Annotated in this window: 12 protein-coding genes; 11 read left to right on the top strand and 1 reads right to left on the bottom strand. The window is 51.2% G+C overall.

Annotation, left to right across the window (positions count from 1 at the left end; translation table 11 throughout):
* Positions 1–27 precede the first annotated feature (27 nt).
* From M3G15_RS02430 to M3G15_RS02445, 4 genes are all read left to right on the top strand, one after another.
* On the top strand, positions 28–1647 hold the full coding sequence (locus tag M3G15_RS02430) for a response regulator transcription factor (RefSeq protein WP_085279665.1): 1620 nt from the start codon (positions 28–30) through the stop codon (positions 1645–1647).
* 22 nt (positions 1648–1669) lie between these two features.
* Positions 1670–2773 (top strand): Gfo/Idh/MocA family protein, encoded by a 1104-nt coding sequence (locus tag M3G15_RS02435; RefSeq protein WP_028538867.1) that lies wholly within the window; start codon positions 1670–1672, stop codon positions 2771–2773.
* Between the two features lie 28 nt (positions 2774–2801).
* Entirely contained in the window at positions 2802–3875 is a 1074-nt protein-coding gene (locus tag M3G15_RS02440) for a Gfo/Idh/MocA family protein (protein WP_260069969.1), read from the top strand.
* A 73-nt stretch (positions 3876–3948) separates the two neighbouring features.
* Positions 3949–4713, top strand: coding sequence for a MerR family transcriptional regulator (locus M3G15_RS02445; RefSeq protein ID WP_009223242.1), 765 nt, complete (start codon positions 3949–3951; stop codon positions 4711–4713).
* Positions 4714–4804: 91 nt separating this feature from the next.
* Here M3G15_RS02445 and M3G15_RS02450 read toward each other — a convergent pair whose 3' ends face one another.
* Positions 4805–6034: an aminopeptidase gene (locus tag M3G15_RS02450; protein WP_260069970.1), complete on the bottom strand. Its 1230-nt coding sequence runs from the start codon at positions 6032–6034 to the stop codon at positions 4805–4807.
* 188 nt (positions 6035–6222) lie between these two features.
* Here M3G15_RS02450 and M3G15_RS02455 point away from each other — a divergent pair, with 188 nt between their 5' ends.
* The 7 genes from M3G15_RS02455 to M3G15_RS02485 all read left to right on the top strand — a co-directional run bounded on the left by M3G15_RS02455 (position 6223) and on the right by M3G15_RS02485 (position 13297).
* Positions 6223–6492: a hypothetical protein gene (locus tag M3G15_RS02455; RefSeq protein WP_260069971.1), complete on the top strand. Its 270-nt coding sequence runs from the start codon at positions 6223–6225 to the stop codon at positions 6490–6492.
* Positions 6493–7061: 569 nt separating this feature from the next.
* Positions 7062–7916, top strand: a complete 855-nt coding sequence (locus tag M3G15_RS02460; RefSeq protein WP_260069972.1) for an AraC family transcriptional regulator — start codon at positions 7062–7064, stop codon at positions 7914–7916.
* 81 nt (positions 7917–7997) lie between these two features.
* Entirely contained in the window at positions 7998–8987 is a 990-nt protein-coding gene (gene mgrA / locus M3G15_RS02465; protein ID WP_260069973.1) for an L-glyceraldehyde 3-phosphate reductase, read from the top strand.
* A gap of 174 nt (positions 8988–9161) precedes the next feature.
* Positions 9162–10718, top strand: a complete 1557-nt coding sequence (locus tag M3G15_RS02470; RefSeq protein WP_009223247.1) for an ABC-F family ATP-binding cassette domain-containing protein — start codon at positions 9162–9164, stop codon at positions 10716–10718.
* A gap of 71 nt (positions 10719–10789) precedes the next feature.
* Entirely contained in the window at positions 10790–11206 is a 417-nt protein-coding gene (locus M3G15_RS02475; protein WP_260069974.1) for a VOC family protein, read from the top strand.
* A gap of 153 nt (positions 11207–11359) precedes the next feature.
* Positions 11360–12082: a YebC/PmpR family DNA-binding transcriptional regulator gene (locus M3G15_RS02480; protein WP_009223249.1), complete on the top strand. Its 723-nt coding sequence runs from the start codon at positions 11360–11362 to the stop codon at positions 12080–12082.
* 162 nt (positions 12083–12244) lie between these two features.
* Positions 12245–13297: a UDP-N-acetylmuramate dehydrogenase gene (locus M3G15_RS02485; protein WP_009223250.1), complete on the top strand. Its 1053-nt coding sequence runs from the start codon at positions 12245–12247 to the stop codon at positions 13295–13297.
* Positions 13298–13316: the final 19 nt, after the last annotated feature.

Raw genomic sequence — 13316 nt, forward strand, 5'->3', positions numbered from 1 at the left:
AGAGAACTGTCAAGGAGGTAGTTGAGGGTGTGGAAAATCGCCATCATTGATGATGAACGCCAAGTGCTGCAGGGGATGAAACGGGCGATTCCGTGGGAACAGCTTGGGGCGACCTGGGTTGGGGAAGCCCAGAACGGGAAGGACGGGCTGGAGGTGGTCCGGCAAACCAATCCGGATATCGTCATCACGGATATTTATATGCCTGCGATGAATGGCATTGATATGATTGAGCAGCTGCGGAAGGAAGGGTATGACGGGAAAGTCATTATTTTTAGCGGCTACTCCGATTTCGAGCATGCGCGGCAAGCGCTGCGCTTTAATGTCAGCGATTACGTCTCCAAGCCGATCAGTATGCCCACGCTGAAGTCAATTCTGGGCAAGGTGATCGATGAGTTGGCCGAGGAGGAAGAAAACCGTCGTAAACAGGGCGAGCTGGAGCGAAAGTTGAGCCTGTATGAGCCGTTTATTGAGAAGGAATGGGTTCGCTCGGCGGTTGTCGGAACGCTGGACAGCTCTTACCGCGAGGCTGGGCGATTGCCGGAGCCTTATCGGCATTGGACGGATTTTCGCCACGTGACGATCGGGATCGATCTTGTCCGGGATGCGCGCGTTGGCCAATTTTCCTTGACGGATTGGAATCTGTTCCGTTTTGCGATCAGCAATATTGTTTGCGAGGTGGCCCGCAAAAGGTTCGGTACTGTGGAATATACCGAGTTGCACAGCACGAGGGCTGTTTTAATCGTCCACCCGCGTCCAGAGGAGCCCAAGGAATTGCTGGAGCAGAAGCTATATGAACTGGGTGTGAAGCTGATCGATGCGATCAAAAGCTATCTGAAACTGGTTGTCCGCGTCGGGATTGGAGGCGTGAAAGCGCAGTGGCAGCACATTCCGGATTCTACGGAAGAAGCGTTCCGCGCGATCGACATGAGGTTGGGACGGCGAGATTCCACATACGCGTTATATCATTATCAGGACGAAGAAGACGGAAACACGGCAGCGGCGAATTTATTTTCGGTGAAATTTTACGTGGAATTGGCTTCGGCGTTGAAGGCGTCCCAGGAAGCGGAAGCTAAGAAGCTGGTGGCTGATTACATGAACCGGCTGGAGCTGCAGAAAGCGATGACTCCGGAAACGGTGCAAATTTTAGCTTGTGAGCTATGGGGGGTATTTACGTATTGCCTCTATGAAACTGGGGTGCTGCTGAATGATCTGGTCCCCGAAGGGCAGATCACCAAAGAGTTGGTAGGCTTAACGGGGCCAGAGCAGCTGACCGAATGGTTGTCGGATAAAATTACGCTGATCTGCAGCAGCCGCCAATGGCGGGGGAACAGCAAGCACCGGCAGGTGGTGGATTACATGACCGGTTATATTCACGAGCATTATGCTGAGGACATTACGCTGGCGGAGTTGTCGGAGAAGCTTTACATTTCCCGCAACCACTTGTCGATCATATTCAAAAACATGACCGGCGAAACGTTCAACAACTACTTAACGCGTGTTCGGATCGAAAAAGCCCGCGAGTTGTTGCTTGAGCGCAATCGGCTTGTTTATGAGGTCGCCGAACAGGTCGGCTACAAGAATGTGCCTTATTTCAGTACACTGTTCAAAAAAATCACCGGTATGAGCCCAACCGATTTGATCAAATAAAGAAACTGGGGAGAGAGATATCATGATAAACATCGCCATTATTGGCACTGGCTCGATTGCAAGTACCCATCTGGAGGCGTTTGCCCGCTTTCGTGACCGTTGCCGGATTATGGCGCTGGTCGATCGAAGCGGAGGGAAGGCGGCCAAGCTCAAAGAGCGTTTTGGATTGGACTGCACGATCTACTCGGATTACAAGGAAGTGTTGAGCTTAGAATCGGTGGATTTAGTATCGATCTGTACACCGCCGTCAACTCACGCCGACATTGCTTCGGATTTTCTGCTTGCGGGCAAGCATGTACTGGTGGAAAAGCCGATGGCTCCATCATTGTCCGAATGTGATCGGATGCTGGAGGCAGCTGCCCAAGGTCAAGCGCTGTTGTCCGTTGTGGGGCAGAACCGCTTCTATGATCCGATTCGCCGGGTGAAGCGGGTGATTGATGCCGGCTTGGCTGGCCGCATTGTCCATACCGAGGTGAATTCCTATTGGTGGCGCGGCAGCAGCTATTACGATGTGGAATGGCGGGGGACGTGGGAAAATGAAGGTGGTGGTTGTGTGATGAACCACGCGGTGCATCATCTGGACCTGCTGCTATGGCTTCGGGGGATGCCTTCTAGAGTCCACGCAGTTACCGCCAATACGTCGCACAGGAATTCCCAGGTCGAGGATTTGTCTATCGCGGTCTTGGAGTATCCCGACGGAGGTCTTGCGCAAGTGACCAGTTCCGTTGTTCATCATGGTGAAGAACAACGGCTTGTTTTTCAGGGGGAGCGCGCGAAGGTGGGAATTCCTTGGCAACTGTATGCCTCGGAAGAAGGTGAAGGCGGATTTCCGAAGCGGAATCCGGATCTGGAAGTGGAGATCCAACGAGCAGCGGAGGAGGTCGTGCCGCTTCAATACACCGGACATGCCGGGCAAATTGACGATGTGCTTACCGCCATTGAAACGGGCTCTCGGCAGGTGCTGATCGACGGGAATGAGGGGCGAAACACGATCGAGCTGATCATGGCGATTTATGAATCAGCCGCAACGGGGAAAGTGGTTACGCTGCCATTGGCTAAAGATTCAATCTTTTATTCACGGGAGAGGATTATCGGTCGAGCCCCTAGGTTTCACCAACAGGCTTAAGACGATGATTATGGAGGAGGAATCAGGCATGGCCATCACATTTAGCATTATCGGCGGAGCGGGCTTTCGTGCCCAATATTATTTACGGATTGCCGAGGCGATGCCGGATCGGTTCCAAATCGGGGGTCTGGTTGTCCGCGACGAAACGAAGGCACTCGCGATGGAGCGTCAGTGGGGCGTCCGAACGTACCGCTCGGTGGAAGCTCTGCTCCAGCAAGAGCAGCAGGATTTCGTTGTGCTGTCGGTGAGCGGCTCAGAGATGCTGCCTTACTTGCTAAAACTGGCCGAAACGGGGATTCCCGTCCTCTCGGAAACTCCACCGGCGGCGGACCTCGCAGGACTGGAGTTGCTGTATGCACGGCTCGGCCAAAGCGGGGCGAAAATCCAGGTGGCAGAGCAGTATCATCTGCATCCGATTCAGCAAGCGAGACTCCAGTTGATTGAAACGGGACGGCTGGGACGGATTACCGAAGCAACCGTCTCTATCTCCCATTTATACCACGGTGTCAGTCTGATTCGCCGGCTGCTGGGAGTTTCTTTTGAGGAAGTGCGGATTCGCGCCATGCGGTTTGAATCAAGTTGGGTACAGGGGCCAACACGCAGCGGTCCGCCTACGGAGGATCGGCTCGTCCCTTCGTTACGAGAACTGGCATGGCTTGATTTCGGCGACCGGTTGGGGATCTATGATTTTACCCGCGATCAGCATCGCTCCTGGATTCGCTCCAATCATTGCTGTGTCCGCGGCGAACGCGGTGAAATCTTCGATTCGCGGGTATTCATTCAGCAGGAAGATACCACCCCGCTGCAACTGGAGCTGAAACGGGTGAATAAGGGCGAGCTGGAGAACCAGGAGGGATATTTTCTGCAAGGTATTCTCTGCGGGGAGCAGTGGCTGTATACCAATCCGTTTGCGCCGGCTAGATTATATGATGATGAGCTGGCGATTGCGACCTGCCTGATGAAGATGGGTGAGTATGTTCAAGGCGGGCCGGAGTTTTACGGATTGTGGGAAGCTGCACAGGATCATTATCTCGGAATGATGATTGAACGGGCGGCGCTTACTGGGGAAACGGTGGTTGCTGCACGTCCGAGCTGGGCCTAAATTTTCCTTGAAAAAAGATTTGACCTTCACGTTACGTCAACGTTTATCATGAGTGTTGTCAGGAGGTGAGCTTGTGGAATACACCATTCAGAAGCTGGGGAATCTTGCAGGGGTCAGTACCCGGACGCTGCGTTATTACGATGAGATCGGACTACTGAAGCCGGCCAGAACGAACTCGTCGGGATATCGCATTTACGGTCGTCGGGAAGTCGATCTGCTGCAGCAGATTTTATTCTATCGGGAACTTGGCCTTAGTTTGGAAGATATCCGGTCCATCGTCACCGATCCCGGATTCGACGGTACCCGCGCGCTGAAAGAACATCGGAATCAACTCCTTGACAAACGCAAGCAACTCGACGCATTAATCGCCAATGTGGAAAAAACGATCGCGTCGCATGAAGGGAGAATCACGATGCAAGATCAAGAAAAATTTGAAGGCTTCAAGAAGCAGTTGATCGAGGAGAACGAGCGTAAATATGGCCGGGAGATCCGGGAAAAATATGGGGTAGACACGGTGGAGAAATCCAATCGGAAGCTGATGAATATGACCAAAGAGGAATACGAAAAGGTGACGCAGCTGGAGAACGAAGTAAAAGCCACGTTAGCCGAAGCCATCAAGACGGGCGATCCCGCCGGTGAACTTGCGCAGAAGGCCGCAGATTTGCACAAGCAGTGGTTGACGTTCTACTGGAGTGATTACAGCAAGGAAGCCCATGCCGGGCTGGCGCAAATGTACGTCGATGATGAGCGCTTTAAAGCTTATTACGACAAGGATCAGCCTGGAGCGGCCGAGTTCCTGCGGGATGCGATTCAAATCTATACCGGGATGAAATCATAAGAAATAGCTCTCCTTTCCGTTTGTCGGGGAGGAGAGCTGTTTTTTGTTGGAGCAGGGTGTGGTTTAAGGTTTACGCCCTACGACCTACGCCTTACGCCCAGTTCCCGTTGCGGAATACCGGCTCGATCGTCCCGTCGGCCAGCTCGCCGTCAATGTTGAGCTCGGCGGAGCCGATCATAAAGTCTACATGTGTTAGACTGACGTTGGCTCCTCTAGCGAGCAGCTCTTCTTTGCTTAGCTTGGCGCCGTTTTCGATATTTACCGGATAAGCGCTGCCCAAGGCGAAATGGCAAGATGCGTTCTCGTCAATCCCGGTGTTATAAAAGATCCGGTTTAGTCTTGAGATCGGCGAGTCATGCGGCACCAGGGCGATTTCACCGAGATAATTGGCTCCCTCGTCTGTTTGGAGCAGGTTCTCCATATGCTCCCGTCCGGATTTGGCGTCGAAACTTACGACTTTACCATCCTTGAACGTCAGCGTTAAGCCTTCGACAAGTTGGCCGTTCAAATTCAGCGGCATTGTGCTGGCTACGGTCCCGTTCACCCCGGTACGGTGCGGCATCGAATAGATTTCCTCCGTCGGCATATTGGCGACAAAATAGTTCCCCGCCGCATTGTAATCCCCACCGCCCAGCCATAGATGGCCTTCGGGTAACTCGACTTGGAGATCGGTGCCCGGTGCGCGGTAATGCAGCTTTTTGTACCGTTTGGCATTCATATGCCCTTGCCGTTCTTTCAACTGCTGGATATGCTCGTGCCAGGCGGCTATCGGATCCACGCGGTCAACGCGGTTCATTTGAAAGACGGCTTCCCACATGGCCGGGATCCGCTGTTCTTCGGGCAAATCGGCAAACACTTTGTTTGCCCAAGCTTTCGTTGGTGCTTTGATCAGCGACCAGGTGATCCGGTTATTGCGTGTTTGGGCGGAATGCTTCTCCCGCGCTTTCGCTGCCGCTTTGACTGCGGTAGACACCTTGGCTGAAGGGATGCCCCGGAACAGCTCCGGATCCGGTACCTTAATCCGAAGGATCGCGCCGCCTTCCTCTCCGAACTGTTCCGCCATATCCGCGAGCCACTGCGGATAGTAGGACAAGGATTCGTCCGTGGCATGCTCGTAGCGGATGCGGGTAATTTGCTCGTCTTCCCAGTCGACGTGGACGTATTTGGCTCCGGCGTCGTAGGCTTTGGCCACCAGCAGGCGGGTGAAGTCCACCGTTTCCAGCGGTGCTGTCAGCATCAGGTTTTGGCCGGGCTGGATATTCACGCCGACCCGGATGACCAATTCGGCGTATTTTTCAAGAAGTACCTCGAAAGCTTCCATCAATGTAATCCTCCAGTATGCACAGTTTTTCAAACCAAACAAAACTTATTGTAGCACGAACCGGAGGGGAGTGAAAAAGAAAGAGCCGGAAAACTCAGGGGTTCCATCGCGGATATCCAATGGATTGTGCATGATTTGAGCTTTAGTTTCACACCCTAACCTCATCATTGCTTGAGGAGGAACTGAACATGGAAAATCCATTTTCCAGCATGCAATCTCAAAATCCGATTTCACTTGCACAGCAGTCGGTAAAAAAAGCGCATCGCGCAGTAACCCAAGCTCAGTCGCATCCTCGTGAAGAAACGGTGGAGGGTGCCCGCAATGCGATCGAAAAAGCGGAAAACGCCATCGCCCAAGCCGACGGCCGGATGAATCCCGAGCCGATGGAGCGGGCCAAAGAGGATCTAGCCGAGGACCAAGCGGCATTGGCGGAAGTGGAAAACCAATTACATTCTTGAAGAACTGGTGTATGGGAAAAAAGCCGGTGGTGTACCCCTGATAAGATGGGGACGGACCGGCTTTTTGGTTGTTATGAAGGGAGGGGGGCGCCCTCCAGCGATAGATGTTTTATCCCCGAAGCGGAAAACTGTAAAAGTGCAGGTATTTTCGAGAATATCTCGATTTTGCGGGCAAAGCCTGCAAAAGTACAGTTATTTTTCGCGATATTGCTCAGATTGGGGAATTTGGCGCAAAAAGCCTGCACTTTTGCAGGAATTTCTGAGGCAACGGCGATTTGCCCCTATAAAAACTGTATTTTTGCAGTTATATGATGAGTAAGTGCGTGAATAATTGAGTCGAGTGGGGTCGTGCGATCATATTATAATTTACGTAATAAATATTATGTTTACTAATGGTGATTGCCGTACTATACCTAATCGAACACAGTATGTGCTAGAAACAGCGTATGACTAGAAACAGCCTATGTCTTATAAACAACCCATGTCCTAGAAACAACCTAACTCGATGATATAATCTAATTCAAATAGATTAGATTACCGAAATTGAAGCGAGTAAAGAGGGATGGATCATGGGAGCGATTTTTCATTATAATCCGGATCGGCCGTTTCGCGAGTCGCCGGACTTGTATTTGTGTTATTGGGGAAAAGAACGGTGCGCTCCGCTTCATTCCTTTGGCCCGGGTGTCCGTGATATCTACAAAATTCACTTTATCCATTCAGGACGAGGGATTGTGAAAGTTGAGGGAGAAACCTTCGAGCTGACCGGCGGGCAAGCTTTTCTCGCTTATCCTGAACGGGTCATCTTCTATCAAGCGGATGAGGTGGACCCTTGGACGTATTCCTGGATCGGCTTCAACGGGGAACAGGTGGCGGAGATTTTAAGCCGTACCCGGTTGACCCCGGCATCGCCTGTATTTCCCATGGATACGCATTTGATGCCGCAACTGTATGAGTTGCTTAACGAAGCAGAGGAATCGAATACGACGCGCGATTTGCGCCTGCAAACGTTGCTGTATGAGTTTATGACCCTGCTGGTGGAGCTTGTCCCTGCATCAGGGGATGCGGATTCGACAAGGACGCAAGCCAAGGATGCGTACATTCATCGTTGCCTTGATTTTCTGCACAGTCATTATAGTGAGGAAATGAGCGTCGGCCAGCTGGCTGCGATCGTCGGTCTGGATCGGAAATACTTATCGTCTTTATTTAAGCGGGCTACCGGAATGCCGCCTCAGCAATACTTGCTGAAGTATCGAATGGAGAAAGCCTGCGGCCTGCTGCGCAACGGTCATTATTCCATCGCGGAAGTGGCGCGTTCTGTGGGTTATCAGGATGCTTTATTGTTCTCCAAAATGTTCAAAAAAACGGTAGGCACCTCGCCTTCCGACTACCGCGAGCAATGGCAAAAATCAGACATTATGCCATAGAGATCATCCATGCTGATATAGGTAAGTCGCTCCCCGTGCATTATATTGGACATATATAGACTGAAGGAGGGACAAGCATTAATGTATCAAGCAGCTGATAATCGATACGAAACGATGACATACCACCGTTCGGGCCGGAGTGGGTTGAAACTTCCAGCCATTTCACTGGGCCTATGGCATAATTTTGGGGGCATCGATGTGCTCGAGAATGGGCGCGCCATGTTGCGCAGAGCCTTCGACCTCGGGATCACCCATTTCGATTTAGCGAACAACTATGGACCGCCGCCAGGCTCGGCCGAGGAAACGTTCGGACGGGTGCTGCGTGAAGATCTGCGTCCGTATCGCGATGAGCTGATCATCTCGACGAAAGCGGGATATTATATGTGGCCGGGGCCGTATGGGGAATGGGGATCCAAAAAATATCTGGTCTCAAGCCTCGATCAAAGCCTGAAGCGAATGGGGCTGGAGTATGTGGATATTTTCTATCATCATCGTCCCGATCCGGACACGCCGCTGGAAGAAACGATGGCCGCGCTTGATCTCATCGTACGACAAGGGAAAGCACTGTATGTGGGGTTGTCCAACTATCGTCCGGAAGAGACGCGCGAAGCGTCCCGAATCTTAAAACAGCTGGGCACCCCGGCGGTGATTCATCAGCCGAACTATTCGATGATGAACCGCTGGATCGAAGAAGGGTTACTGGATGTCTTGGAGGAAGAAGGCATCGGCTCGATCGTGTTCTCCCCGCTGGAGAAAGGCATCCTGACCGACCGCTACCTGAACGGAATCGCCCCGGATTCCCGCGCTGCCGGTCCTAGCGTGTTCCTTCGTCCGGAGGATGTAAACGAAGAGCGAATTGCCAAAGTCAAGGAGCTGAACGAACTGGCCGCCGCAAGAGGGCAGAAGCTCTCGCAAATGGCCTTGGCCTGGGTGCTGCGAGACGGTAGAGTGACATCCGCACTGATCGGCGCCAGCAAAGTGAGCCAAATCGAGGATGCGGTTGGCGCATTGGCGAATCGGTCGTTTACTCAAGAGGAGTTGCGCAAGATCGACGAAATTTTAGGTTTTTAAATCATTTTCGCAGGCGTCGCCCGAAGGACTTTCGGGACGGCGCTTTTTTCTACTAAATTTCCCCGCCGTATTGAGCTTTACCCTGCTTAACCAGTATAATAGGTCGAGTGTACCCTTTGATAACCATCCGAATGTTTTTAACCATAATTCATATAGAAAAGGTGTTAAATCTCCATGAGTATTTTAAATGTAGAGCGGCTGAGTCACGGATTTGGGGACCGGGCTATTTTTAACGATGTATCCTTTCGCTTGTTAAAAGGCGAGCATGTTGGCTTAGTGGGGGCCAACGGTGAAGGTAAATCGACGTTCATGAACATCATTACGGGCAAGCTGCAGCCGGACGAAGGCAAAATCGAGTGGGCTAGACGCACACGCGTTGGCTATCTCGATCAGCATGCCGTGCTGGAGAAAGGAATGACGATCCGCGACGTACTGCGCGGGGCGTTTCAATATCTGTTCGATTTGGAACAGGAAATGAACGAGATGTACGCCAAAATGGGGGATGTGTCGCCGGAAGAGTTGGAGCAGCTGCTGGAGGACGTAGGTACGATTCAAGACACGCTCACGAATCAGGATTTCTATCTCATCGATGCCAAGATTGAGGAAACCGCTCGGGGCTTGGGCTTGACGGATATCGGGCTCGAAAGAGACGTTAACGACCTCAGCGGGGGTCAGCGGACGAAGGTATTGTTGGCCAAGCTCTTACTGGAGAAACCAGACATTCTGCTGCTAGACGAACCTACCAACTATTTGGACGAGCAGCATATCGAATGGCTGAAGCGGTATTTGCAAGAATATGAGAACGCGTTTATTCTCATTTCGCACGATATCCCGTTCCTGAATAGCGTCATCAACCTGATTTACCACATGGAAAATCAAGAGCTGAACCGTTACGTCGGTGATTATGATAACTTCTTGCAGGTGTATGAGGCAAAAAAACAGCAGTTAGAGTCGGCATACAAACGCCAGCAACAGGAGATCGCCGATCTCAAAGACTTCGTGGCACGCAACAAGGCGAGCGTGGCAACGCGGAACATGGCGATGTCTCGCCAGAAGAAGCTGGACAAGATGGAAATTATCGAGTTGGCGAAGGAAAAACCGAAACCGCAATTTAATTTCAAAGATGCTCGGACATCTGGCAAGTTGATTTTTGAAACGAAGGACCTGGTTATCGGTTACGACTCACCTTTATCGAAGCCGCTGAATCTAAGAATGGAACGCGGGCAAAAAATCGCCCTCGTCGGCGCAAACGGTATCGGGAAAACCACGCTGCTTCGCAGCATCCTGGGACAAATTCCGGCAATCTCCGGCTCAGTGCATCTCGGTGACCTTCTGGAAATCGGCTACTTTGAGCAGGAGATGAAGGATGCCAATTACAATACGTGCATCGAGGAAATCTGGAACGAGTTCCCGTCGTTTACGCAGTTTGAGGTTCGTGCTGCTCTAGCGAAATGCGGCCTGACGACGAAGCATATCGAAAGCAAAATCGCCGTCTTGAGCGGGGGCGAGAAAGCGAAGGTACGCCTGTGCAAGCTAATTAACCGAGAAACGAACTTGCTCGTGCTCGACGAACCAACAAACCATTTGGACGTCGATGCCAAGGATGAGTTGAAGCGTGCGCTTAAAGCCTACAAAGGCAGTATTCTGTTAATCTCCCACGAACCGGAATTTTACCGCGACGTTGTCACGGAGACGTGGAACTGTGAATCTTGGACGACCAAGATGATCTAATCTAGTCGTAATCTAGCAATTTAGGGTTGCCTCAGGTATAATTGGTTTAAATTTGAAATCGAGGTGATCCGATGGCCGTAAGCTTGAGTAATATTTTTGTAAACCTTCCCGTAAAAGATTTGCAGAGATCGATGAATTTCTTTCAATCTATTGGCTTTGAGTTTAACCCGCAATTTTCCGATGAGAAGGCGGCTTGTTTGGTGATTGGACCGAATATTTTCGCCATGCTGCTGACGGAGGAGTACTTCAAATCGTTTACGAAGAAAGAAATTCCGGATACCACGGGCCAATCGGAGGTCATCGTCGCCTTGTCGGCCGAGAGCCGTGACCAAGTGGACGAAATCGTGAACAAAGCGCTCGCCTCGGGCGGGAAGCCTTACAGCGATCCGGTTGACCATGGTTTTATGTATACCTGGAGCTTCCAGGATCCTGACAGCCATCTCTGGGAAATCGTATTTATGGATTCAAGCGCTGTGCCATCGGAATAAAGAAGTATCATCCAATGCCCTATGTGAATCACATAGGGCATTTTTGCAATCTTGCGGGTTCATCCACAGCCATTTAAGCGTACAGCATTCATTGCCGCCAACTAAGTTGTTGGTTATAATAGTTGGGTAGATTATTAAGAAAGTGGGAAGAGTATGGGCCGCAAATGGAATAATATTAAAGAGAAAAAGGCTTCGAAAGACGCGAACACTAGTCGAATCTACGCGAAGTTCGGCGTTGAGATTTATGTTGCCGCCAAGAAAGGCGAGCCGGATCCGGAATCGAACCGCGCTTTGAAGGTCGTTCTTGAACGGGCGAAAACGTACAATGTACCGAAAGCGATCATTGACCGGGCTCTCGATAAGGCGAAGGGCGCTACGGATGAAGTATATCAAGAGCTGCGTTATGAAGGCTTTGGCCCTAACGGCGCGATGGTCATTGTAGATACATTAACGAATAACGTAAACCGTACTGCACCAGAAGTACGCTCCGCATTTAACAAGAACGGCGGAAACATGGGCGTAAGCGGATCGGTTTCTTATATGTTTGACGAAACAGCCGTCATCGGGATGGAAGGCAAATCGATTGATGAAGTGTTTGAAATCTTGATGGAAGCCGATCTTGAGGTGAGGGATATCATCGAAGAGGACGAGTCGGTGATCGTATATGCCGAACCCGATCAATTCCATGCCGTTCAAGAAGCGCTCAAGAACTCCGGGGTTACGGAGTTTACGGTAGCGGAACTGACGATGCTGCCTCAAAACTATGTCACTTTGCCGAGCAAGGAAGTGGAAGCGCAGTTCGAGAAGTTGATCGACGCGCTGGAGGATCTGGAGGACGTGCAGCAGGTTTATCACAATGTGGAATTTTCGGATTAAGCCCTCGGACGAGGCGATGAACAACGGGCTGATAAGAAGGACTCTTCTTTCAGCCCGTTTTTGGTTGTCTTTCGTCAAACACGAAACGATTTATTAACACTGAAATCGCCCAACGACATAATATACATTACTGTTTAGGAAGCAGGTAGGAAGGGGCTTTGTATGACAAGCTGGAATTTGGCTGGACTGCGAACGCAGCAGGCGTTGTCCCGTTATTCGACTTATGAAATCGGGGGAGAGGCCCGGTTTGTGGGAACGCCTCATTCAGTAGAGCAGTTGCAAGAGTTGCTGGAATTGGCGTATCGCCGCGGCATATCACCGATCTTTTTTGGCGGAGGATCCAATTTGCTGTTTCCCGATCAGCCGGATCCCGATGCATTGTTTCTGACAACTCGGGAAATGGTTGAGGTGAAGCTCGAGGGCGATCGGCTTTACGTCTCGGCTGGGGTGCCGATGTCGATGTTGGCCGTGATCGGATATGGCCTGGGGATTGCTGATTTTGATTTTACCTTTTTGCTGCCGGGAACGGTGGGCGGTGGGATTTATATGAATGCCAAATATTTTGACCGTCATATCAGCGATACGTTGGTCAATGTTCATTATATCGATTGTAGGCAGCCCGGCACCATTCAAACCATCAGCCGCGAGGCGTGCGAATTTGGGTACAAACAATCGGTGTTCCAACGCAATCGAACCCGCTGGTTCATCGTTGGCGCTGAGTTTAAGCTCAGTTCAACCACTCAGGCTACCGCTTTGACGTCGATCCCGGAGCTGGCTGCGCTTCAGGAAGGAAAACTGCCATCTCATCGATTACCGGAGTTTGCTTCGCACTTCATCACATGGCTGGAGGCGAAGGAAGGGACAGGGGAAAAAGACCCTAAGCTAACTCCGATGCGAAAAATCATTCAGGACCGCGTAGGGAAGATGCATTTCTCGTATCCTTCCTGCGGATCGGTGTTCAAAAATAACTATTCCGTTGGCGAGCCGATTGGTGCACTAGCGGACCGTCTCAACTTAAAAGGGGTTCAGCGCGGCAATGCCCGGATTTCGCCCGTTCACGGCAATGTGATTCAAAATGTGGGTGGGGCGACCGCGGCGGATGTCATTGAATTAATTCGTCATGTACAGGACGCCTTTGATCGGCATTATGGTTTTGTTCCTGAACCGGAGGTCGTGATCATTGAAGGTCAGGCCACTTTACTCCAACATGAATAAACGTTCATTACTTCAAAGC

Origin of the sequence: Paenibacillus sp. p3-SID1389, from assembly GCF_025151705.1 — a bacterium.
In the GTDB taxonomy this organism is placed as follows: domain Bacteria; phylum Bacillota; class Bacilli; order Paenibacillales; family Paenibacillaceae; genus Fontibacillus; species Fontibacillus phoenicis.